Genomic DNA, 24,339 nt, shown 5'->3' on the forward strand with positions numbered 1-24,339 from the left:
TTCTCATTCTACCCAATAGGTGGAAACCCCCTACAAGGTTTAACTGAAATCACGAACGGAGGACAAAATAGGATTTGAGGAACTTTAGGTCAGGGAGGCTAAGCTATTTCCACTGCATCGATTTTCAGAATGCTCACGCAATCCGATCTATCAGAGTTAAGCTGAACTCCTTTAACAGACAAACCTGCATTAGTTAGTGCTCATTACGCTTCAACATCTCTTGGTAGATACGCGCAAACATCATCGATACAAAATTTGTAGGAGCTTTACTCCCGGGACCGTACACTTGAGTTTCAATCTCAAGTGCTTGCTTCCAGGCACTATCAATCAGATCCAGATCAGTCTGGCTCGTATTTTCTTCCAACTCAGCCAAAATCTGCGCATCATCAAGATACGTTGCGTCTCCAACTCCATGAAGACCAAAACGAAGAAACTGTTCATTTACGCCAAGCGCTTGTGCCAGCTTTCCAAGCGTGTCCCCACGCGGATTCTCGATGAGACCTTTTTCGATCTTGTAAAGATTGTCATAACCAACGTTTGCACGCCTTGCCAAATCTTTAACTGTAAGGTCATTCTGCTTGCGAAGTTTTTGAAGTCGCTCTTGCCAAGTCATGGTTGCTCTGCAGTCGCTAAAAACAAAGTCTCATGGAGAAGTAATCCGGTTAGTGCAATTAATCTATCCCCCGATTGCTCGCAAATAAATAACCAAGAAAGATATCCGCAAAAAATCAGGGGGACATCCTGCCGATGTCTTCACATGGCTTACACCTTTTTGAAAACTACTCATTTTTCGACATCACCAAAATCTCAGATTGTAGATTTAATTTCCGCAAAAAATGATTTGTGCACCTGTTCTGTCCGCTCTGATGTTTAGAACACCAAGATTGGGCTTGTCAGATGGATACACCATGAGTAAATGGGGCAAAATCAATTCTGGAAGGGGATAAATGGTTGCCAAATAATCAAGGTACTGCTCATGCCATTTACGGCATGGGGCGCTGGGGTAAAGATCTTCTCTCTGTGCTGCCGAACGGCGATATTGCACTAAGTAATCCTTTGATGCCGGACGCTCCGAAAGTGAGTCTTCCAGAGATCGTTCACGACCTTGAACAACGTGGTATCCATTCTCCACTTTTGCTGCGTGTCAGTTCATTTCTTCAAAACGAAATCGCACACATCAACAACTCCATGGCAGACGCGATCAAGCGTGTTGGCTACAAGGGTAAATATCGCGGCGTTTTCCCAATTAAAGTGAACCAGCAGGCACAGGTCGTAGACCGCATCGTTGAGTTCGGTCGCCCTTACTCCTACGGCTTGGAAGCTGGCTCCAAACCTGAGCTAGTCATTGCACTCGCGCACCGTTTGCCCAAAGACGCCTTGATTGTTTGTAACGGGGTAAAAGACGAAGAGTTTATCCGTCTTGCAATCCTGTCGCGCAAGCTCGGCTTCAACACCATCATCGTTCTGGAAAGCCCAAAAGAACTTGAAACGGTCATCGATGTGGTTGAAGAACTGGGAGAAGAACCACTTCTCGGCGTGCGTGTTAAGCTAACCAACCAGATTGGCGGCAAATGGGAAGAAAGCTCCGGCGATCGTTCCACATTCGGGATGAACACCGACCAGCTCGTCTCTGTGATCGATAAGCTGCGTGAAGCGAAGCTTCTGCACTGCCTGAAACTTCAGCATTCCCACCTTGGTTCACAGGTGCCCGACGTCAATGATGTCCGCCGAGCTGTAGGTGAAGCTTGTCGCTACTTTGTTGAGCTGACAAGGGAAGGGGCTGAACTAACCCATCTTGATCTGGGCGGTGGCCTCGGCGTCGACTATACCGGTGAAAAGAAGGCCATCGAGAACTCCACCAACTACTCCGTTGAAGAGTACTGTGCCAACGTGGTAGAAACTGTTGCCTATGCAATGGACGAAGCTGAGCTCACGCATCCTACTCTGATTACGGAAAGTGGCCGTGCTGTTGTTGCAACATCCTCAATGCTGCTCTTCAACGTTCTTGAAGCGACATTGTTTGATGCGCCAACTGCACCAAAGCCTGAAGAAGACGATCACCATTTGGTTGCAGACCTCGCAGCCGTTGAAGGCTATCTCAACGCAGAGCGTCTTCAGGAGTGCTTGAACGACGCCACATTTTATCGCAACGAGCTGCGTGCCTTATTCCGCCGTGGTTACATCAACTTGCGTCAGATGGGACGAGCCGAACGCATTTACCTGCATTTGATGTCCAAGATCAAAGAACTCGCACCAACAGCAGGTACAGCGCCAGAGATTGATGAGCAACTGGAAAAAGTCGCTGACATCTATCACTGCAACTTCTCTCTCTTCCAATCCCTGCCAGACGTTTGGGCAATCGATCAGCTGCATCCAATTGTTCCGTTGCAGCGCCTGAACGAAGTTCCTGATCGCCGCGCGGTACTTTCAGACATCACCTGTGACAGCGACGGCAAAGTAGACAAGTTCATCCTGGCAGATGGTATCTCGCCATCTTTGCCGGTGCATACGCTTGAAGAAGGCAAGCCATATTATCTTGGCGTCTTCTTTGTTGGCGCCTATCAGGAAACATTAGGCGATCTGCACAACCTGTTCGGCGACACCAATGTCGCAACCATTGACCTGAGAGCAGATGGCGGATTTGATCTGCTTCAGGAAGTTGAAGGCGATACAATCTCGCAGGTTCTCTCGTATGTAGAGTATGATCCTCGCGATTGCGTAGATGCTTTCCGCAAACTCATTGATGAGGCGGTCTCCGCCGGCACACTCAAGAATGCTGACCGACGCACGTTGGTTGCTGCCTACCGTGACAGCATCAACGGCTACACTTATTACGAATAATCCAAGGACCGGGGAATAGACATGGGTAAAACTCTGGTAATCGGCGCTGGTGGTGTTTCCTCCGCTGCCGTACACAAAATGGCAATGAACTCGGATATCTTCTCCGAAATCACGCTGGCATCCCGTCGCAAGTTCAAGTGTGACGACATCGCAAAAAGCGTTAAAGAGAAAACCGGCATTGAGATCAAAACTGCTGAAGTAGACGCAATGGACGTCGCAGCTGTTGTTGCTCTCATCAAAGAAAGTGGCGCTGAGCTGCTGGTGAACCTGGCACTGCCGTATCAGGATCTCAAGCTGATGGACGCATGTCTGGAAGCTGGCATCAACTATCTGGACACCGCAAACTACGAGCCAGAAGACGAAGCAAAATTCGAGTACCACTGGCAGTGGGCTTATCAGGAACGCTTCAAAGAAGCTGGCCTGACCGCAATTCTCGGCTCTGGCTTCGATCCGGGCGTAACCTCCGTATTCGCAACTTGGCTGAAGAAGCACAAGCTAGAAAACATCCGTCAGATCGACATCCTTGACTGTAACGGTGGCGACAATGGCAAAGCATTTGCGACCAACTTCAACCCGGAAATCAACATCCGTGAAGTAACAGCAGACGCACGTCACTGGGAAAAAGGCGACTGGGTAACTAGCCCAGCAATGACCCACAAAGTGGCATTTGATTTCCCGGGCGTAGGTGAGAAAAACATGTACCTCATGTACCATGAGGAACTGGAAAGCCTGAAAACCCACTTCACCGAGATTGAGCGGGCGCGTTTCTGGATGACCTTCGGCGATGCCTACATCAACCACGTACGCGTGCTTGAAGGCATCGGCATGACCTCTATCGAGCCAGTCATGCACGAAGGCCACGAAATCATCCCACTGCAGTTCCTCAAATCTGTTCTGCCAGACCCAAGCGGTCTGGGTGAGCTGACCAAAGGTAAGACCTGTATCGGTGACATCGCAACGGGTCAGGCAAAAGACGGCTCCGGCGAGAAAACCTACTACATCTACAACATCTGCGATCACGAAGAGTGCTACGCAGAAGTAGGCTCTCAGGCGGTTTCTTACACCACTGGCGTACCTGCAATGATTGGTGCAGCACAGATCCTGAAAGGGAACTGGAAAGAGCCGGGCGTGTGGAACATGGAACAGCTGGACCCAGACAACTTCATGGACATGCTGAACGAGCACGGCCTGCCATGGCAGGTTAAAGAACTCGACGGTCCGGTTCAGTTCTAAGCTGATGGCAGAGTTTATGCAGACACAGGCTGGCGATGCGGGAGCGTTCAAATCTTTTGATCTCTCCCGAGCGCCAAGTCCCTGTTTTGTCGTTGATGAGGTTGCGGTTCGCCGCAACCTCTCTGTGCTTAAAGACGTTGCTGACCGCTCCGGCGCACATATCCTGTCAGCGCTGAAAGCCTTTTCCATGTTCGCATTAGCCCCAGTGGTGCGCGAGTATCTGGAAGGAACCTGTGCTTCTGGCCTTTATGAGGCGCGTCTGGGCCGCGAAAAGTATGGTGGTGAAGTAGCAACATTCTGCGCGGGCTATAAGGCCAGTGAGATTGATGAGATCATCGGTTACACCGATCACATGATCTTCAACTCAGCGGCTCAAAAGGACCGCTTTCTGCCAAACGTACGCGCCGCGAAGCACAATGTGGATGTAGGCCTGCGTATCAACCCAGAGCACTCAGAAGGCGAAGTGGAAAAATACGATCCCTGCGCCCCATGCTCACGGCTTGGTTTTCCCATTTCCCAGCTGAGTGCAGAAGTTCTGGCAGGCGTTGATGGCATCCATATGCACACGCTCTGTGAGCAGGAGTTCGAACCTCTCCAGCGTACGTGGAACGCAGTTAAGGATAAGCTTGCACCATATTTCGGCCAGTTGAAGTGGATCAACTTCGGCGGTGGTCATCATATCACCCGCGAAGATTACGACCGCGAAGCCCTTATCGCGTTCATCAAAGATGTACGCGCAGAAACGTGCCTGGAAGTCTATCTGGAGCCAGGTGAAGCTGTTGCTCTGGATGCAGGCATCCTGATTGGCGAAGTTTTGGACCTGCCAAAGAACGGCATGGATCTGGCAATCGTGGACATTTCCGCAACCTGTCATATGCCGGACGTCATCGAGGCACCATATCGTCCGGCCATGCTGGGTGAAGCGGAAGAGGGGCATACATACCGCTTCGGCGGTCCATCTTGCCTTGCGGGCGATGTCATCGGGGATTACACCCGGGTAGCACCACTCCAGATCGGCGATCGTTTCGCGTTTCTTGACCAGGGGCACTACTCGATGGTGAAAACCAACACCTTCAATGGTGTTCCTCTACCAACAATCGCCCTTTGGAACTCTGAGAGCGACGAACTCAAGATTACTCGCGAGTTCTCCTACAATGATTTTCTGAACCGTCTTTCCTAAAGGTACAAAATGTCTGTTTTTCTCGACAGTGAGCTGACTGAAGCAGAACGTAAGGCAGAAGACGTGCTCTTCACCATCATTCCGGTGCCTCTGGAGCGTACCGTTTCTTATGGCTCTGGCACCGTAAAAGGGCCAGAAGCCATCATCGAAGCAAGTAACGAACTGGAGCGCGGCAGTAATGGCGTTGAACCATGCGCCTCCGGCATTTCTACACAAGAGCCGGTAGCGTGTGATGGTCCTCTCCCAGAGGTAATGGAACGTCTAGCACAGCGCACTGAAGCTGCAGTCAAAGCTGGCAAGATCCCGGTCACGCTCGGCGGAGAGCATTCTCTATCTTATGGCGCTGTGTCCGGAGTCGCTCGCGCACTAGGTAAGCCAGTAGGAATCGTGCAGGTAGATGCACATGCAGATCTGCGCATTGCCTATCAGGGTGAAAAGCACTCCCACGCCTCTGTCATGAACCTTCTGATGGAAGAGGGGAATTCTCTCGCTCAGTTCGGCGTGCGTGCACTTTGTCAGCAGGAAATGGATAGCAGATCAGAAAACAAGGTGTTCTTTGTCGATGCGGAAGAGCTGGTGACCAAAGGCTTGCATGCTGTTGATTTGCCGGAAGACTTCCCGGAGGACATCTACATTTCCTTTGATGTCGACGGCCTCGATCCATCCCAGATGCCAGCCACAGGCACGCCGGTACCAGGTGGCCTTGGCTATTATCAAGCCATTCATCTGGTGGAGCATGCCCTCAAAGGCCGCAAGTGCGTCGGTCTTGATGTAGTTGAACTAGCCCCAGATGGGAATGCCGCATGGGATTTCACCGCCGCTCAGATCACATACCGCCTCATGGCTGCAGCGCTTAAGTCAAGAATATAACTTTTAAGGTACGCGTTGATTTTGAGAAAGCTGATACTGAAAGGTTACAGCTCTTCTTTGCTCGGAACGGCTGACCGATCTCCAAAACCTTCATGAACACTTGTCATGGCATCAAGTACATACGCCTTACTGTCGATTAGACAGAAGGCCATATATTAGACTGCGATAATCTTTGGTTTTTGAAGTGGTCAAAATATTGAGGACCATATCGCCAAGAAAATTCTATTTACAACCGTTTAAGAAGTTCGAAATTAGCATCGAATCTCCTAATGTATCACGTAGTATGCTGTATATTGAGGCCAGAGATATCGGTATTATTTACTTATCAAACTTGGAAATGCAAACTAATGAAAATTTATAATTCAACCATGCTGACTATATTGATATGTGCAGTATTGGCTGGCTGTCAGACGTCAAACACACAACCTGAAAAACGTGTCGCCCCTAACTCCAGTGAGTTAAGCGAAATGGAAAGGGCAATAGAAAAATACAAGTACTACAAACATCGGAAAGCCTTCGCGACTGCTATTGGTAAGAATGGTGCTTGGTCATACGGGTATAATAGAGGCAGCGCGACTCGAGCACACGCTGTAAAAGATGCTCTCAGACGTTGTGAGATTGGGCGAAAAAAGGCAAATATCAAGAAAAAGTGTACCATTTATATGGAAGGCAATAAGGTGCTACGGGATCTATAGCGATCAGCGCTTACTTTGAAGAATGCGTGAGCTTTCTCGCACATTGAAATTGCGAGAAAGCAAGTTGGAACATTAAGGCGTGCATCAGATGATCATACTCAATTTTTGAGGCGAACCCTGGTGAATGGATAAGTCAAAACCCGCCTTAAACGCCACAAACCCGCGCTTTTAGCTTACTTACCTAGCAGATTGAGTTCTTTTGCCCGCTCACGGATCTGAATACACACGACACCACTTGCATCCTCATGGGCATCTTCCAGTGTATGCTGAACCTCACCTGCCAGGCTGATACTTTGCTGAACATGAATGATGCAGTTGGGCGTAGTTTTGAGTTTGTTTTCCCTGATGTAATCCAGTGTCCGCTCGTGCACGATGCCGAGTTCACAGAAATTATCCATAGTGTCGATCAGAAAAATCTCTTTGATCATGTCTTTAGGTGCTAGTGCCAAAGCCGGCACAGCGAGCGAGCAGGAGAGGCCAGCAGCCAAAACTAAACGTTTCATAGAAAATCCCCGAGAAGAAAGTGCCAGTGTGACTATGCCGTTTCCGACTGTCCATCTTGCAATTCTCTCAAAGGCATTCTGAAGGACTGAGCTCCATTTCCTGATACAGCGGCCCCAGAAAGCAGCAAACACTCTCTCACTTTTCCGGAAGTTCAGGGCATTTTTCATTAGCCAGAAAGCAAAAAACCCACCGCGAAGTTGGGTTTTTTGCCTTATCTATCAATAAGATAGATGGCGGAGAGGGTGGGATTCGAACCCACGAGACGCTTCCACGCCCGCCGGTTTTCAAGACCGGTGCATTCAACCACTCTGCCACCTCTCCGGCGCTGTGTGGTGTGGGCTCTATTTCGTTCATGCAGCCCTCAAAGTCAAGCGGGCGTAAAACTTGTTCCACAGCATGAATTTATTTTTTCACAATGAAATCAAACAGTCCTATCAAAACCGCCATTTCCCCTAAGGAAGTTAGCTTAGGCAAAAATCTCTCTTTCTTGTGGAGACATTTTGATCGGATTCAGTTAAGGTTTATCGGCTATCTTTTTAATATTGGTTCAGTTTGTAGTGAGCTCGGGTATTTTTGCTCAACCAATCTGAAATCCGTCAGTGCCGAACATGTAGTGAGTAACAACGGTATGACTTCTTTACTGAATTGGGGCTATTCGGTGAAAGCACCAGCTCCCGAAACGATCAAACGCGTAGCGACCAGCATATCTGTGGTTGCCCTGTGCGCAGGCATTGCAGCCTGCGGTGGCGGCACGGATAAAGTGAAGTTCAGTGAAAAGAAATACGGCGTAGCTGCAAGTCCTCGTGTGGTGAAAGGCTCGAAGCCTGTTCCCAAAGGAGGAGGGCGCGCTGTTGTCGGCAAACCGTATAAGGTGGCCGGCAAGTGGTACTATCCCAAAAGGGACGATAACTACAAGAAAACCGGCAAGGCATCATGGTATGGCCCAACCTTCCATGGCCGCAAAACCGCTAACGGCGAAATCTTCGATCGGAACGCGCTGACCGCCGCCCACCCAACCATGCCGCTACCAAGCTATGCCAAGGTGACAAACCTTCAAAACGGCAAGTCCATGGTTGTGCGTGTGAATGACCGCGGTCCGTTCCATGACAATCGTATCATCGACTTATCAGAACGCGTTGCTGGCATGCTCGGCACCAAATCCAGCGGTGTTGCAAAAGTTCGTGTGGAGTATGTTGGTCGTGCGCCGCTCCATGGACGGGATGAGAAAAAGCTTCTGGCTTCTTATTCCGGCAATGGTGGCAACTGGAATGGCGGCAGCTCTGCACCGCGCACCATGTTCGCCTTTGCAAATCCTGTGAACCGTATCTCTGGCCCGGCACCAATGCCAAAAAGCAGGCCATACGACACACCTATTCTGGCAGCACAGAACGTTCTGGCGTTCAATGCCAACCAGCTTGATCCAGCAGTGGTTTACGAGCGTAACCTGAGCACAACACAGGTTGCGTCCATCAGCAGCTTCAAAAACCGGATCAACAGCGCATTGTCCACCAGCGCAAATCCAAACGCTCCGAGACCAGCCATTGCAGCACAGCCTGTTTCGACCTCCTTTGGAACATCTCTGCTGCCACCACCAAGCTCTGGGGTCTACAAAACACCGACCAGCACTGCGCCAACCTTCCAGACTGGCAATGCAATTTCATCTTATGCATCTGAGCACAGGCTCAACAGTGCGCATGATGCATTCAAGTCTGTTTCTGGAGGCTCAGGCCTGAAAGAGCTACTGCTATCTCGTACTGGTCAAAATCACTAAGTCATTTAGTTCTAAACGGCTTTACCCAGTCAGCACACCTGCGTTAGTGTTTGTTTTAAGGGATGGGGCGTAGCATAGCCCCACCAAAATCAATCAGGGAGACGCAGGCGTGCAAGTTGGGTGGCAGAAGTGCAAACAGCATAAATCTCAAGACAACTGCAGGTACTGGACATCTCCTAAAATCTGGAGAGCGTCAGCAATCGCTGTGTTGGCTTTTTGCAGCATACTCGCAGCCCCAACGGCTCAGGCTGTCGAAATCAAAGCCAAAGCTGCAACGCTCTACGACTTCACAAATAAGTCGCTCGTCTTCTCCAAAAACTCTCAGGTTCTGATGGCCCCGGCCAACCTGACAAAACTGATGACTGCCGTCACCGTGCAGCAGGCCATCCATGCTGGTGATATCACACCGCAAACCATGTTCAAAGTCAGTGAGCATGCCTGGCGCACTGGCGGTGCACCAGCACGCGTCACAACAATGTTTGCGCGCCTGAACTCATCTTTATCTGTCAATGATCTGATGTATGGACTGATCGTACACAGCGCAAATGATGCCGCAATCATTTTGGCTGAGGGGCTTGCTGGTAGCGAAGAAAACTTTGCCCGGGAAATGAACAAGCTGGCAAAGTCCATTGGTATGGAGAACTCAAACTTCACCAACCCAACTGGCTTTCCCGATGAGAACCACAAGACTACTCTCGAAGATCTGACTATTCTCGCCGCCTACGTTCTGGAACATGAGCCGGAGCTGCATTCCGTCTTTGCCATGGACCGCTTCACCTGGAACAAAATCACCCAGCGCAACAAAAACCCGCTTATGCGTGATATCGAAGGCCTTGATGGATTTGGTGCTGGGTTCTCTGAGCGAGAAGGCTTCGCAGCGCTCGGAACACTGGACAGCAACGGGCAACGCTACGTTGCAGCGATTGCAGCCTCTCCGACGCTTCAGGATCGTGTTCAGGACATGAAAACGCTGCTGTTGCCCACGTTTTCCGGCCTGAAGCTGCAGCAGTTCTATCGCAAAGGCGAACTTGTTAGTGATGCGCAAGTCTACGGCGGCAAGAAAACAACCGTATCTCTGAAGACAAATGACGCTGTCGCCACGCTCATCAACCCGAATGAGAAAGACAAGTATAAGCTGCGTGTCGTTTACAATGGCCCCATTCCGGCACCCGTCGAAAAAGGAATGGAAGTGGGAGAACTACAAGTTCTTTCCAAAAATGACGTGATTTATCGGGCAACACTGGTTACAGGAGAGGATGTAGCCATTGGAGACCTTCAGGGCCGCGCTTGGGATGCCCTTGGAGAGTTCTTCTACCAGTTGTTTTAGCGCCGGTTTTCAGCACTATTGAATTCCGAAGGTCTTGGAGGCCTGTTCGACGTTGTCGGGTATTTTTATCAGTTTTGAAGGCGGTGAAGGCGCCGGTAAGTCGACTCAAATCCAGCGCTTACGCGACAAACTCGCGGCCAAAGGAATTGAAGCTGTCACCACACGCGAACCCGGCGGCTCACAAGGTGCTGAGCTGGTTCGCGAGGTTCTCCTGTCTGGCGCGGCAAAAGACTACGGTGTCACAGCCGAAGCAGTTCTGTTTGCAGCAGCACGCGCGGACCACATCGATACGCTCATCAAACCGGCGCTTGAGGATGGCAAATGGGTTCTGTGTGACCGCTTTGCAGATTCATCCCGCGTTTATCAGGGCGAATCCGGCGTCCCTACCCCGACAGTAGAGGCTCTGCAGCAAGTCGCAATCGCAGGTCATAACCCGGATATGACGTTGCTCATCAACGTAACACCAGAAGTTGGCTTGGCCCGCGTCTCAAAGCGCACAGCACCCGTTGAGTTTGACGGCCCGGATCGGTTTGAAACAGATACACTGGAAACGCACCGCCGCAGGCAGGAACTGTTTCTGGAAATGGCCCGTAATGAGCCAGATCGCATAGTCGTGATTGACGGCGACCAGCCTCAGGATAAGGTAACCGAAGACATCTGGCAGGCGGTACAGGACCGCTTCGCTGAGCAGATCCAGCAGGAATCAGGCGAACCTGACGCAAACAGGGAAGGGTGAGTATGGCCAAGGCTCCCATAATCGAAGAAGTCCCTGAATTTGACGAGGTCGACGGCCTGCCGCTCCCACGCGAACAAACACGTCTTTACGGCCATGAACTAGCAGAAACTGAACTGCTTGATGCCTATAGATCGCAGCGGTTTCATCATGCCTGGATTCTCGGCGGCCCGAAAGGCATTGGCAAAGCCACGCTCGCGTTTCGCTTCGCCCGCTTCATCCTTGAACATCCTGATCGCTTTTCAACACCTGTCATGGCTGCAAACAGCCTGTACGTTCCACCAGAAAGCCATAGTGCACAAATGGTTGCCGCAGGGTCTCATGCAGACCTTCTGCACCTGCGCCGCCCGTGGGATCTGAAAGGCAAACGGTTCAAGCGAGATCTTCCAGTCGATGAAGTGCGTAGGACGACAGGTTTCTTCGGTTCCACGGCGGCTGGCGGAAATTGGCGCATCTGTATTGTTGATTCTGCCGATGATATGAACCAGTCCGCAGCCAATGCACTTCTCAAAATCCTTGAAGAACCGCCAAAACAGTCCTTGTTCATCTTGCTCTCCCACAATCCGGGTCGGTTGCTGCCAACAATCCGTTCCAGATGCCGCAAACTCACCATGCGCAAACTGGAAGAGCCGATGATTGAACATGCCCTCACAGAAATGGGATGTGGCCCATCCGGCAACACAGAAGCCCTTCACACGCTTGCCGATGGGAGCCTGCGACAGGCAGCACTGGCCGCAAACGGCGGTGCACTGGATATCGCGCAGGAGTTCACCGGACTGGTTGAGACCATCACAAATCTGGACATGATCCGTGCGCATGGCTTTGCAGATAAGATTGCAGCACGCGGTGCAGAGGATGCCTGGAACACATTTTTTAGAGCTTGCGCGCACATTCTTGAGCAATCAACTGCGTAAAGATGCAAGCACAAAGCCGGATGCGCTTGTCAGGTGGGCTGACTTGTGGGAAAAGGTTGGCCGCGCTGCTTCAACGGCAGATGCTTTAAACCTCGATCGGAAGCAAGTTGTGTTGACTTTCCTCGTTGACCTGCGGAAAGCAAGCTCTGGCTGACGTACGACTGTTATCTTTGAGCCAACACTCAAAGAACTTTCCAGATTTAGATCCCGGATCAAGAGATCACCTTAGGATATGACAGAAAAATCGCCTTTCTATATTACAACGGCAATTTCCTACCCAAATGGTGAGCCGCATATCGGCCACGCCTATGAGGCAATTGCAACTGACGTGCTGGCCCGTTTCCAGAGACTGGATGGCCGTGAAGTACACTTCCTGACTGGTACTGACGTACATGGCCAGAAGATGCTTCAGACCGCCGTCAAGGAAGGCATGTCACCATCAGATCTTGCTGACAAGAACTCCAAGCTCTTCCGCGAAATGGTGGAGATGCTCGGCTGTTCCAACGACGATTTCATTCAGACCAACGAAGAACGTCACTACAAATCCTGTCAGGCAATCTGGCAGAAAATGGCTGACACTGGCGACATCTACAAAGACAGCTACGCCGGTTGGTACTCCGTTCGCGACGAAGCCTACTATCAGGAAGGCGAAACAGAAGTTCGTGAAGACGGTGTTCGCTACGGCCCTCAGGGTACACCTGTTGAATGGGTGGAAGAGGAAAGCTATTTCTTCCGTCTCTCAGCTTACGAAGAAAAGCTGATTGAGCTTTACGAGAAGAACCCTGACTTTATCGGTCCAAACGCACGCCGCAACGAAGTGATGAGCTTCGTAAAAGGTGGCCTGAAAGACCTCTCCATTTCCCGCACCACCTTCGACTGGGGCATCCCGGTTCCAGGTGATGAAAAGCACGTCATGTACGTTTGGGTCGATGCGCTGACCAACTACATCACCGCGCTTGGCTATCCGGATATGGACGGCGATATGGCTAAGTTCTGGCCTGCAAACGCTCATATCATCGGTAAGGACATCATCCGTTTCCACGCAGTGTACTGGCCAGCATTCCTGATGTCTGCTGGTGTTCCATTGCCTGAGCGCGTGTTTGCACATGGCTTCCTCTTCAACTCCGGTGAGAAGATGTCCAAATCTCTGGGCAATGTCATCGCACCGCGTGATCTGGTGGAAACCTACGGTCTGGATCAGATCCGATATTTCTTCCTGCGTGAAGTTCCATTCGGTCAGGATGGCAACTACAACCACGAAGCAATGGTGAACCGCATCAATGCTGACCTCGCCAATGACATTGGCAACCTGGCTCAGCGTTCGCTCTCCATGATCTTCAAGAACTGTGAAGGCAAATTGCCGGTTCCTGGCGAGTTCTCCGCGGACGACAAGGCTATCCTGCAGCAGGCTGATGAGATGCTTGAAAAGTGCCGTGGCTTCATGGCAAAGCAGGAAATCCATCACGCTCTGGCGTGTATCTGGTCAACTGTTGGCGAAGCAAACCGTTACTTCGCGTCTCAGGAGCCATGGGCGCTGAAGAAGACTGACCCGGAACGTATGGGCACAGTGCTTTACACCACTGCAGAGATCATCCGTCAGGTTGGCATTCTGGCGCAGCCAGTCATGCCGACATCTGCAGGTAAACTGCTGGATCTGTTAGTACTTTCTGACTATGAGCGGTCGTTTGCGCAGTTGGGTGAAGCTGGCCGTCTGCAAAGCGGTCGTGAGTTGCCGAAGCCACAGGGCGTGTTCCCACGCTATGTTGAGCCGGAAACTGCAGAATAAAACGCCAATCTATCTGGCTTGAAGGGGGAGGCGCATGAGCCTCCCTTTTTTATGAGGGAAGTGCGCTGGCATTTTCCGCGAGGGATACCACAAGAGGTCGGTAAGGCCTATTGACAGAATCGCACTGGAGGCGCTTTTGCTGTGACCATGTTAGTTGATAGTCATTGTCATCTGGATTTTCCGGATTTCGCAGAAGAACGCGATCAGATCATCGAGCGCGCCCACGAAGCAGGCGTCAAGCTGATGGTCACCATCTGTACCCGCGTCCGCAAGTTTGAGCAGATCAAAGAGATCGCTGAAGCCTACGACAGCGTTTATTGCTCCGTTGGAACTCACCCGCATCAGGCAGGGGAAGAGACCGACGTGACCGCAGAAGAGCTGATCGAACTCTCAAAGCACCCCAAAGTGGTCGCAATCGGTGAAGCTGGTCTGGACTACTTTTATGACAACGCATCTCCAGAAGATCAGGAAAAGGTCCTGCGCACGCACATCAAAGCCGCGCGCGAAACGCAGCTGCCGCTGGTAATCCATAGCCGTGATGCTGACGACGATATGATGCGTATCTTGGAAGAAGAGATGAAAATCGGTGCGTTTCCAGCACTTCTTCATTGCTTCTCCTCCGGCAAAGAGCTTGCAATGAAGGGCCTCGAACTTGGCCTTTACGTGTCCTTCTCCGGCATTCTCACATTCAAGCGTTCTACGGAACTACGTGAGATCGCAGCAGAACTGCCAATAGATCGCCTTCTTGTTGAAACAGACGCACCGTATCTTGCTCCGCAACCATGGCGCGGAAAGCGCAATGAGCCAGCTTATGTGGCGCATACCAACAAGGTACTGGCAGAAGCTCTCGGTGTTTCAGAAGAAGAGATGGCTGAAGCCACGACACAAAACTTCCTGCGCCTGTTTTCCAAGGTGCCACAGCCAGTGTGATTGGCTAGACTGACGCGGATCGTATTGCCACTATTCTTTGAGAGGACCAATGACCAGCAATTTTAAGGTCACCATTCTGGGCTGCGGCTCATCGACCGGCGTGCCACGGATTGGCGGAGATTGGGGCGTTTGCGATCCCAATGAGCCCAAAAACCGCCGCCGTAGATGTGCACTGCTGGTCCAGAGGTTCTCCGAGACCGGCACCACCACCATTGTCGTTGATACTGGTCCCGACTTGCGTGAGCAAATGCTGGCTGCCAATGTCACGCATGTTGACGCTGTGCTGTACACTCATGCCCATGCAGACCACTTGCACGGCATCGACGATCTGCGCTTTTTTGCGCTCATGCAGCGCGCCAAAGTGCCGGTCTACATGGATGAGTTCACGTCAAAGCGCGTCCGTTCTGCCTTTGACTATTGCTTCGTGACACCACCGGGCTCCGGCTATCCGCCAATCTTGAGTGAGAACCGGCTGACCGACGGAACACCGGTTACCATTGACGGAGCAGGGGGACCGATCACTGCTCTGCCATTTCTCGTTCACCATGGTGACATCGATGCCCTTGGCTTCCGCTTTCAGGATCTGGCTTACACGCCAGATGTCAACGACATCCCGGAAAGCAGCTTTCATGCATTGAAGGGGCTGGACACATGGATCATCGATGCACTGCGTGAGAAGCCGCACCAAAGCCACTTCTGCGTCAATGATGCGTTGGAGTGGATTGAGCGGATGAAACCGGCAAACAGCATCCTCACCAACTTGCACTGTGATCTGGATTATCAGCGATTGAAATCACAGTTGCCAAATAAGGTTTCGCCCGCGTTTGATGGTCGGGCAGTCGAGTTTCCAGCACATGCGACGGTTTAAGGCCGTCGCATTTTTTATGATACCTACACAGAATCATTGCTTGCCACGGCTCCGCTTTTTGTGCTGATATAGATATATCAGCGGCGTGTGCGTGATAAATATATTTTCCAAGTCGGTTTAATCGGCTCACTCAAAATCAGACATAATTTCATAAAATACAATAGGTTACAGTGACTTTCTGTAGTATCACATATATTTTATGCTTAGATATTTTATGTTTGAAATAATTCAAAAAACCTGTCACGCTTGCCCCAAGTTGAAATTAGGCGCTTGCAGCCTGAGGGGGGAGAGAACAATGAAAGTCGCATGTCTTGGAGGCGGCCCGGCAGGTCTTTATTTCGCAATCAGCATGAAACTCCGTGATCCTCAGCATGAGGTCACAGTCATTGAGCGGAATAAGTTCGACGACACCTTTGGATGGGGTGTTGTTCTTTCAGATGAGACGCTGGACAACTTCAAGGCCAACGACGAAAAAAGCGCTGAAGCCATCCGCGCTCACTTTGCCTACTGGGATGATATCGCAGTCCACTACAGAGACACCTGCCATGTTTCCAGTGGTCACGGCTTCTGCGGCATTGGCCGCAAGCAGCTGCTTTTGCTCCTTCAGGACCGGGCGCGCGAACTTGGCGTGAACATGGAGTTTGAACGCAACTACACCAGCGCCAAAGAGTTCATGGGCGACTACGATCTCGTTGTTGCAGCAGATGGCCTGAACTCCACCAGCCGCACCGAGTTTGCAGAACACTTCAAACCAGACATCGACACCCGCAAATGTAAGTTTGTCTGGCTCGGCACGCACCAGAAATTCGACGATGCTTTCACCTTTATCTTTGAAGAAACAGAGCACGGTTGGATCTGGGCACACGCCTATCAGTTTGACGATGATACCGCGACCTTCATCGTAGAATGTACGGAAGAGACTTACGAAGCATTCGGCTTCGCAGACATGAGCCAGGCAGAATCCTGCCGGACTTGCGAAAAGATCTTCGAAAAGCATCTCGGCGGTAATGAGTTGATGACCAACGCGAACCACATTCGCGGTTCCGCATGGATCAACTTCCCCCGTGTTCTCTGCGAAAAGTGGTCCCACGAGAACCTCGTTCTGATGGGTGACGCCGCAGCAACCGCACACTTCTCCATCGGCTCAGGCTCAAAGCTTGCCATGGAAAGTGCAATCGCACTGGCAGACTACCTGCACAGCGAAAAGTCCGTTCAGGATGCTTTTCAGAAATACGAAGACGAGCGCCGCCTGGAAGTGCTGAAGCTCCAGTCAGCAGCACGTAACTCTCTCGAATGGTTCGAAAACGTTGAACGCTACCTGCATTTGGACCCGGTCCAGTTCAATTACTCACTTCTGACCCGCTCTCAGCGTATCTCGCACGAGAATCTGCGCGAGCGTGATGCGGAGTGGTTGGGAACTGCAGAAGGCTGGTTCCAAAATCAGGCTGGTGTATCTGACACCGACAATGCGCCGCGCCCGCCAATGTTTGCGCCGTTCAAACTGCGCGAGATGGAGCTGAACAACCGCGTGGTCGTCTCTCCTATGGCACAATACAAAGCAGAAAACGGAACTGTTTCTGATTGGCATCTGGCCCATTACGGCGAACGCGCCAAAGGCGGTGCTGGTATGGTGGTCGTGGAAATGACCTGTGTGAGCGCAGATGGCCGCATTACACCGGGATGTCCGGGTCTCTATGCACCAGAACATGAGAAGGCGTGGAAACGCATCACAGGTTTTGTCCATGAACACAGCCACGCAAAAATCTGCTGCCAGCTCGGCCATGCGGGACCAAAGGGGTCTACTCAGCTCGGTTGGGAAGAGATGGATGCACCTTTAAAAGACGGCAACTGGCCACTTCTCGCAGCTTCTCCAATTGCTTGGTCTGAACGCAACCAGACACCAAAGCAGATGGATCGTGCGGACATGGACCGCGTGAAAGAAGAGTTCGTGAACGCTGCCCAAATGGCAGATGCCTCAGGTTTCGACATGATCGAAGTCCACTGCGCCCACGGATATCTGCTGTCATCTTTCATCTCTCCGCTCACCAACAAGCGCGAAGATGAGTATGGCGGTTCTCTCGAAAACCGCATGAGATACCCATTGGAAGTCATCAAAGCCGTGCGCGAAGCATGGCCACAGGACAAACCAATGTCTGCGCGTATCTCTGCAACAGACTGGGTAGAGGACGAAGGCCTTACTCCAGAAGAAGCCGTTGAAATCGCTCGCATGCTCGACGCAGCCGACGTTGATATCTGTGACGTATCCGCAGGCCAGACCAGCACACGTGCACAGCCCGTGTATGGCCGCATGTTCCAGGTGCCGTTCTCAGACCGCATCCGCAACGATGCCGGCATGAAAACCATGGCAGTAGGCAACATCTACGAGCCGGACCACGTGAACTCAATCTTGATGGCAGGGCGCGCAGATCTTGTCTGCCTGGCACGTCCACACCTGTCAGATCCGTACTGGACCCTGCACGCAGCGGCTGAGCTGGGCGACAAAGGCGTTTACTGGCCAGAACCATATCATGCAGGTCGTGACCAGTTGTACCGTCTGGCAGAACGCGCCGAGACGATGAAAGTTCGCGTGTAAGGAAGAGCAGTTTGGAAAAGCATGCAGTCATAACAGGTGGCGGGACCGGCGTTGGGGCCGAAATTGCCCGCCACCTCGCGGGAGCCGGAGTAAAGGTCACCGTTGCAGGACGCAGACGCGAGCCGCTTGATCTGGTCGCAAGCGCTAACAGCCGCATTAAGGCAGTGACAGCAGACATCACAGATGAGGTGTCCGTTGCCCAAATGTTCGAAAAGGCTGTTGAGGCAAACGGACCGGTCAATATCGTGATTGCCAATGCCGGCGCAGCTGAATCTGCACCATTTGGCAAGATTGATCGGGACGGCTTCCAACGCATGCTCGACATCAACCTGACTGGTACTTTTCTGACCTTCCAGAAGGGGCTGGAGCACCTGAAAGGGCAGGAGTACGGGCGCTTGATCGCAATCGCTTCAACCGCAGGTCTGCGTGGTTACTCCTATGTGTCTCACTACGCCGCCGCCAAGCATGGAGTCGTTGGCATGGTCAGATCACTCGCTCTTGAACTTGCCAGCAAGCCCATTACGGTCAATGCTGTGTGTCCTGGATTCACAGAGACCCCAATGTTGCAACGCTCAATTGAAAACATCATGCAGAAAACCGGAATGAACGAAGAGCAGGCCCGCGCTGCGCTCTATAAGGACAACCCGCAGCAGCGTTTTATCCAGCCGGATGAAGTCGCCGCAACGGTTGCTTGGCTCATCAGCGAAGGCGCCCGCTCAGTCACCGGACAATCCATTTCAGTATCAGGAGGCGAGACCCAATGACAGCCTCTCAGGAAATGCTCAAAGCAAACAACGCAACCGATGACAAATCCCGTGTTCGCCTCTGGCTGAGACTGCTTCGCGCCTCTCGCGCAATTGAAAGCGAACTGCGGGAACGGCTGCGCACCACATATAACGTAACTCTGCCGCGCTTTGATGTGATGGCAGCACTGTACCGGGAGCCAGAGGGCATGCTCATGTCCCAGCTCTCAAAATACCTGATGGTATCCAACGGCAACGTCACCGGCCTCATTGATCGCCTGACCACGGACGGCCTGGTCCAGCGCACATTGAGAGACGGCGACCGCAGAACTTCTGTTGTTCTGCTCACCAAAGCTGGCAGAGAAAACTTCGAGCAAATGGCCGCCAGTCATCGTGAATGGATCAACGAGCTGCTTTCGCACTTTTCTCCGGAAGAAGCCGAAACACTTGCCGAGACCCTGAAGGTATTCGCCAGCGATTGGGAGGGGGAGGCCCGATAATGCTAACAACCTACAAAATGGCGGATCTGCAGCCAAAGCATTTCCTCTGGCGCATGGAAGGCGACGTCGCAATCATCCAGCTTGACCGCCCGGACCGCAAAAACCCGCTGACTTTTGAGAGTTATGCCGAACTGCGCGATACATTCCGTGATCTGGTTTACGCCGATGACGTCAACGCAGTGGTAATTGCCTCCAATGAGGGCAACTACTGCTCGGGTGGCGATGTCCATGACATCATCGGTCCTCTTGTCTCCATGGACATGAAGGATCTGCTGAAGTTCACCCGCATGACCGGTGATCTGGTCAAAGCCATGATCAACTGCACCAAGCCAATCATTTCAGCCGTAGACGGCATCAGCGTGGGCGCAGGCGCTATCATGGCAATGGCATCCGATCTGCGCATTGGTACACCTGACGCCAAAACCGCCTTCCTGTTCACCCGCGTCGGCCTTGCAGGCTGTGACATGGGCGCATGCGCCATTCTTCCACGCATCATCGGACAAGGCCGTGCAGCCGAGCTGCTCTATACAGGCCGTTCGATGAGCGCAGAAGAGGGCTACACTTGGGGCTACTTCAACTCCATGTCCACCTCTGAAGCCTTGGAGGCCGATGCCATTCGCATGGCACAGCGTATCACCGCAGGTCCAAACTTCGCCCATGGCATCACCAAGACACAGCTCAATCAGGAATGGAACATGGGTCTGGATCAGGCCATCGAGGCTGAAGCGCAGGCACAAGCCATCTGCATGCAGACCAAAGATTTTGAAACCGCCTACAAGGCTTTCGTAGCAAAAGAAAAACCGGTTTTTGAGGGAGCGTAAATGGCTGACACTACCTTCCTCACATGGCCGTTTTTTGAAGAAAAACACCGAGAGCTGGCCGAAGCTATTGAAACCTGGTGCTGCGAGAACCTTCCCGCAGACCACTCTGACACGGATGCTGCCTGTATCAAGCTCGTAAATGATCTTGGTACCGCTGGCTTCCTCAAGCTTACTGCCGTTGATCCAGCAGATCCCAAACCGCTGGATGTCCGCAGCCTCTGCATCATGCGCGAAACTCTGGCTCGTCATGACGGACTGGGAGATTTCGCCTTTGCCATGCAAGGACTTGGAACAGGCGCCATCAGCCTGTTTGGCACCCCGGAGCAGCAGCAGTGGCTCAACAAGACCAGAGCAGGTCAGACACTTTCTGCATTTGCACTGACAGAACCAGATTCTGGCTCTGACGTTGCAAACATAGAGCTGTCAGCCATCCGCGATGGCGATGATTATGTGCTCAACGGTGAAAAGACCTGGATTTCCAACGGTGGTATTGCTGGCCTTTACGTTGTCTTCGCAAGGACGGGCGAAGCACCGGGTGCCAAAGGCATCAGCGCCTTTATAGTGCCAGCAGATACACTGGGCCTGACCATTGAAGAACGGCTCGATGTCATGGCACCACATCCACTGGCACGATTGGGCTTTAAGCAACTGCGCATTCCTGCAGCAAACCGCATCGGAGGAGCTGGAGAGGGCTTCAAGATTTCAATGTCGGTTCTGGATGTCTTCCGCTGCACTGTTGGTGCTGCAGCTTTGGGCTTTGCCCGCCGTGCATTGGAAGAAGCCGTTGCCCGCGCCACAACCCGCAAGTTGGGAGACGGCGTTCTGGCAGACATGCAGATGGTGCAGGGCCATCTGGCAGAAATGGCCATTGATATTGATGCATCCGCACTTCTGATCTACCGCGCAGCCTGGACGAAGGATATGGGCGCTGCACGGGTTTCCCGCGAAGCGGCTATGGCAAAGCAGTTCGCAACAGATCAGGCACAACAAATTATTGATAAGGCGGTGCAAATCCACGGAGGCGAGGGCGTCCGTTCGGGCAATACTGTCGAAAAACTTTATCGCGAAATCAGAGCCCTTCGCATCTACGAAGGCGCATCCGATGTTCAAAAAATAATAGTAGCAAGGCAATTGCTTTCTCAGGAGGGGAGAAATGCTGGGACCAAGCGCACACAAAGACACCTTCACAAGGGACAGGCTGCCACCAGTTGATCAGCAGCCAGTTTTTCAGCTGGAGGGGTTTGAGTACCCAGACTACATCAACGCCGCAGTAGAGCTGACCGATAAAATGGTCGAGCGCGGATTTGGTGACAACATTGCTCTCATCGGCAATGGCAGGAAACGCACTTATAAGGAGCTTGCGGACTGGACAAACCGCATCGCCCGTGCCCTGCAGGAAGATTACGGCGTCGAGCCGGGCAACCGCGTTCTGATCCGCTCAGCCAATAACCCGGCCATGGTCGCCTGTTGGCTTGCTGCCACAAAAGCAGGCGCTGTGGTGGTCAACACCATGCCCATGCTGCGTGCTGGCGAACTGAGCCAGATCATCGACAAGGCCGAAATCAAACTCGCCATGTGCGATCTGCGCCTCATGGAAGAGATGGAACTCTGCCTTAAGCGGAACGACCACCTGACCAAAATCGTCAGCTTTGATGGCACTGCCAACTTTGCTGGAGAGCTGGACAAGGTCGCCCTGTCAAAACCGGTGCAGTTTGAGGCCGTTAAAACGGGCAGGGACGATGTCTGCCTCCTGGGTTTTACATCCGGTACCACCGGCCAGCCCAAGGCAACCATGCACTTCCACCGCGATCTGCTGATCATCGCGGATGCCTACGCCAAAGAAGTGCTGGACGTGCAGCCAACAGACGTTTTCGTTGGCAGCCCGCCTCTGGCCTTTACGTTCGGCCTCGGTGGTTTGGCGATCTTCCCGCTGCGCTTTGGTGCAACTGCAACCCTGCTGGAAACAGCTGGTCCTAAGCAGCTCATTGAAATCATTGAGACTTACAAAGCGACAATTTCCTTCACGGCCCCAACAGCTTACCGCGCAATGATGGCCGCGATGGAAGAGGGCGCAGACCTGTCTTCACTTCGCATCGCAGTTTCAGCGGGTGAAACACTGCCTGCCCCTGTTTTCGAGCAGTGGAAGTCCAAAACTGGCATTCCGATGCTGGACGGAATTGGCGCAACGGAAATGTTGCACATCTTTATTTCCAATCACTTGGAAGACGCCAAGCCGGCCACTACTGGCCGCGTAATCAAAGGCTACTCCGCAAAGGTGGTGGATGAGGAGATGAAGGAGGTTCCACGCGGCACAGTTGGCAAACTGGCTGTAAGAGGACCAACAGGCTGCCGGTACATGCAGGATGACCGACAGCAGAAATATGTGCGTGAGGGCTGGAATTTAACAGGAGATGCCTTTTATCAGGATGAAAAAGGCTACTTCCACTTCGCAGCTCGCGCAGACGACATGATCATCACGTCCGGTTACAACGTTGCCGGACCTGAGGTCGAGGCTGCTTTGCTAAGCAGCCCGGAAGTGTCCGAGTGTGCAGTTATAGGCGTGCCTGATGAGGACCGGGGACAGATTGTCGAAGCACATGTGGTGTTGGTGGAGGACCACCCACAAGATGCAGAGGTCATCAAACGTCTTCAGGACTATGTAAAATCTACTATAGCGCCTTATAAATACCCTCGTTCACTTAAACTGGTAGATTCGCTACCAAAAACCGCGACTGGGAAAATTCAAAGATTCCGCCTGAAGGAACAACCGGTCGAGGATAAATCAGGGGAACTTATATGAAAAAACTCGTTTCAGCCGGAGTAGCCGCCCTTCTGTGTTGTACAGCTGGCGTGGCGCAAGCCGAAGTCAAAATCGGCATGATCACCACCTTATCAGGCGGTGGCTCCACACTCGGTATCGACGTCCGCGATGGTTTTGAGCTCGCTCTCAAACAGGCAGGCGCTTCCGATGTTAAGCTGCTGGTAGAAGATGACGCCCGCAAGCCGGACGTTGCTAAAAAACTGGCAGACAAGTTCATTCAAAAAGACAAGGTTGATATTCTAACCGGCATTATCTGGTCCAACCTTGCGATGGCGGTGGTTCCTGCGGCAACACGCAAAGGCACTCTATACGTCAGCCCAAATGCAGGCCCATCTGCACTGGCTGGTAAAGCATGTCACGAAAACTACTTCAACGTGGCTTGGCAGAACGACAACCTGCACGAGGCAATGGGGTCGCACGCCAACAAAGCTGGCTACAAAAAGACCTTCATTCTGGCACCAAACTATCCAGCTGGTACGGACGCTCTGAAGGGCTTCAAGCGTATGTACAAGGGTGAGCTAGCAGGTGAGCTCTTCACCAAACTCGGTCAGGACGATTACGCTGCAGAAATCGCACAGATCCGAGCGTCCGGTGCTGACAGTGTGTTCTTCTTCCTACCAGGCGGCATGGGCATTGCGTTCATGAAGCAGTACGCACAGTCCGGCGTTGATGTGCCTGTCATGGGTCCAGCCTTCTCCTTCTCGCAGGACATTCTGCCTGCGATCGGCGATGCAGCTCTTGGCGTAGCCAACTCCTCACAGTGGGGTAAGGACATCGAGAGCGAAGTAAACGCCAAGTTCGTCAAAGGCTTCAAAGAAGCTTATGGCCGCTTGCCATCACTTTACGCTTCTCAGGGCTACGACGCTGCAAACCTGATCCTGTCCGCAATGGCGAAAGCTGATGTGAGCGACAAGGACGAGTTCCGCGCAGCGCTGAAAGAGGCAGATTTTACTTCCGTACGCGGTGACTTCAAGTTCGGCAACAACAACCACCCAATTCAGGACATTTACGTCCGTGAGGTGATTAAAGAAGACGGCCAGATCACCAACAAAATCGTTGGTGTCGCAATCAAAGGCCATCAGGATGCTTACGCATCTAAGTGCCGCATGAAGTAAGTCAACTTATTGAACTAACAATATTAATCAGCGGGGAATCCCAATTCTTCTCCGCTGATCCCCTCATACTGATCTGATAATGAAAAAGAAGCCT

At 52.1% G+C, this 24,339-nt stretch carries 20 protein-coding genes and 1 tRNA gene; 18 read left to right on the plus strand and 3 right to left on the minus strand.

The window, feature by feature from the left end:
• Positions 1-193 precede the first annotated feature (193 nt).
• Positions 194-613 carry a helix-turn-helix transcriptional regulator gene (locus PSE_RS15265; protein WP_014285694.1) on the minus strand — a complete coding sequence of 140 codons (420 nt, stop codon included), beginning with the start codon at positions 611-613 and terminating at the stop codon, positions 194-196.
• A gap of 338 nt (positions 614-951) precedes the next feature.
• On the opposite strand from PSE_RS15265, the gene speA reads away from it, so the two are divergent.
• From speA to speB, 4 genes are read left to right on the plus strand one after another with little or no spacing between them, the layout of a single operon-like run.
• Complete coding sequence (gene speA / locus PSE_RS15270; protein ID WP_014285696.1) at positions 952-2,841, plus strand: biosynthetic arginine decarboxylase; 1,890 nt, start codon at positions 952-954, stop codon at positions 2,839-2,841.
• A 21-nt stretch (positions 2,842-2,862) separates the two neighbouring features.
• The gene (locus tag PSE_RS15275; protein ID WP_014285697.1) at positions 2,863-4,074 is read left to right on the plus strand and encodes a saccharopine dehydrogenase family protein; all 1,212 of its coding nucleotides are present in this window, start codon (positions 2,863-2,865) and stop codon (positions 4,072-4,074) included.
• Between the two features lie 16 nt (positions 4,075-4,090).
• Positions 4,091-5,254 (plus strand): carboxynorspermidine decarboxylase, encoded by a 1,164-nt coding sequence (gene nspC / locus PSE_RS15280; protein WP_208997949.1) that lies wholly within the window; start codon positions 4,091-4,093, stop codon positions 5,252-5,254.
• 9 nt (positions 5,255-5,263) lie between these two features.
• Positions 5,264-6,124: an agmatinase gene (gene speB, locus PSE_RS15285; RefSeq protein WP_014285699.1), complete on the plus strand. Its 861-nt coding sequence runs from the start codon at positions 5,264-5,266 to the stop codon at positions 6,122-6,124.
• A gap of 868 nt (positions 6,125-6,992) precedes the next feature.
• On the opposite strand, the gene PSE_RS15295 is transcribed toward speB, so the two are convergent.
• Positions 6,993-7,322: a hypothetical protein gene (locus PSE_RS15295; protein ID WP_041768582.1), complete on the minus strand. Its 330-nt coding sequence runs from the start codon at positions 7,320-7,322 to the stop codon at positions 6,993-6,995.
• Positions 7,323-7,554: 232 nt separating this feature from the next.
• Positions 7,555-7,644: transfer RNA gene (locus tag PSE_RS15300), tRNA-Ser, on the minus strand.
• A gap of 307 nt (positions 7,645-7,951) precedes the next feature.
• On the opposite strand from PSE_RS15300, the gene PSE_RS15305 reads away from it, so the two are divergent.
• The 14 genes from PSE_RS15305 to PSE_RS15370 all read left to right on the plus strand — a co-directional run bounded on the left by PSE_RS15305 (position 7,952) and on the right by PSE_RS15370 (position 24,245).
• A complete protein-coding gene (locus PSE_RS15305; RefSeq protein ID WP_041768584.1) occupies positions 7,952-9,094 on the plus strand; it encodes a septal ring lytic transglycosylase RlpA family protein in 1,143 nt (380 codons plus the stop codon).
• A gap of 205 nt (positions 9,095-9,299) precedes the next feature.
• Complete coding sequence (locus tag PSE_RS15310; protein ID WP_014285702.1) at positions 9,300-10,421, plus strand: D-alanyl-D-alanine carboxypeptidase family protein; 1,122 nt, start codon at positions 9,300-9,302, stop codon at positions 10,419-10,421.
• Positions 10,422-10,473: 52 nt separating this feature from the next.
• Positions 10,474-11,157 (plus strand): dTMP kinase, encoded by a 684-nt coding sequence (tmk, locus tag PSE_RS15315; protein WP_014285703.1) that lies wholly within the window; start codon positions 10,474-10,476, stop codon positions 11,155-11,157.
• Between the two features lie 2 nt (positions 11,158-11,159).
• Positions 11,160-12,068 carry a DNA polymerase III subunit delta' gene (locus tag PSE_RS15320; RefSeq protein WP_014285704.1) on the plus strand — a complete coding sequence of 303 codons (909 nt, stop codon included), beginning with the start codon at positions 11,160-11,162 and terminating at the stop codon, positions 12,066-12,068.
• A gap of 232 nt (positions 12,069-12,300) precedes the next feature.
• Positions 12,301-13,854 carry a methionine--tRNA ligase gene (gene metG, locus PSE_RS15325; protein WP_014285705.1) on the plus strand — a complete coding sequence of 518 codons (1,554 nt, stop codon included), beginning with the start codon at positions 12,301-12,303 and terminating at the stop codon, positions 13,852-13,854.
• Between the two features lie 147 nt (positions 13,855-14,001).
• Positions 14,002-14,784, plus strand: a complete 783-nt coding sequence (locus PSE_RS15330) for a TatD family hydrolase (RefSeq protein ID WP_014285706.1) — start codon at positions 14,002-14,004, stop codon at positions 14,782-14,784.
• Positions 14,785-14,833: 49 nt separating this feature from the next.
• A complete protein-coding gene (locus PSE_RS15335) occupies positions 14,834-15,652 on the plus strand; it encodes an MBL fold metallo-hydrolase (protein WP_014285707.1) in 819 nt (272 codons plus the stop codon).
• Positions 15,653-15,947: 295 nt separating this feature from the next.
• Positions 15,948-18,245, plus strand: a complete 2,298-nt coding sequence (locus tag PSE_RS15340; protein ID WP_014285708.1) for a bifunctional salicylyl-CoA 5-hydroxylase/oxidoreductase — start codon at positions 15,948-15,950, stop codon at positions 18,243-18,245.
• A gap of 11 nt (positions 18,246-18,256) precedes the next feature.
• Positions 18,257-19,009 carry an SDR family NAD(P)-dependent oxidoreductase gene (locus tag PSE_RS15345; protein ID WP_014285709.1) on the plus strand — a complete coding sequence of 251 codons (753 nt, stop codon included), beginning with the start codon at positions 18,257-18,259 and terminating at the stop codon, positions 19,007-19,009.
• The gene (locus PSE_RS15350) at positions 19,006-19,488 is read left to right on the plus strand and encodes a MarR family winged helix-turn-helix transcriptional regulator (protein ID WP_008546910.1); all 483 of its coding nucleotides are present in this window, start codon (positions 19,006-19,008) and stop codon (positions 19,486-19,488) included. The genes PSE_RS15345 and PSE_RS15350 overlap by 4 nt, the downstream gene beginning before the upstream one ends.
• Positions 19,488-20,309, plus strand: a complete 822-nt coding sequence (locus PSE_RS15355) for an enoyl-CoA hydratase family protein (RefSeq protein WP_014285710.1) — start codon at positions 19,488-19,490, stop codon at positions 20,307-20,309. Before PSE_RS15350 ends, PSE_RS15355 begins: the two co-directional genes overlap by 1 nt.
• Positions 20,310-21,521: an acyl-CoA dehydrogenase family protein gene (locus PSE_RS15360; protein WP_014285711.1), complete on the plus strand. Its 1,212-nt coding sequence runs from the start codon at positions 20,310-20,312 to the stop codon at positions 21,519-21,521.
• Positions 21,463-23,109 carry an AMP-binding protein gene (locus PSE_RS15365; RefSeq protein ID WP_193384370.1) on the plus strand — a complete coding sequence of 549 codons (1,647 nt, stop codon included), beginning with the start codon at positions 21,463-21,465 and terminating at the stop codon, positions 23,107-23,109. The genes PSE_RS15360 and PSE_RS15365 overlap by 59 nt, the downstream gene beginning before the upstream one ends.
• The gene (locus PSE_RS15370; protein WP_014285713.1) at positions 23,106-24,245 is read left to right on the plus strand and encodes an ABC transporter substrate-binding protein; all 1,140 of its coding nucleotides are present in this window, start codon (positions 23,106-23,108) and stop codon (positions 24,243-24,245) included. The genes PSE_RS15365 and PSE_RS15370 overlap by 4 nt, the downstream gene beginning before the upstream one ends.
• Positions 24,246-24,339: the final 94 nt, after the last annotated feature.

The organism is Pseudovibrio sp. FO-BEG1, assembly GCF_000236645.1.
Lineage (GTDB): Bacteria > Pseudomonadota > Alphaproteobacteria > Rhizobiales > Stappiaceae > Pseudovibrio.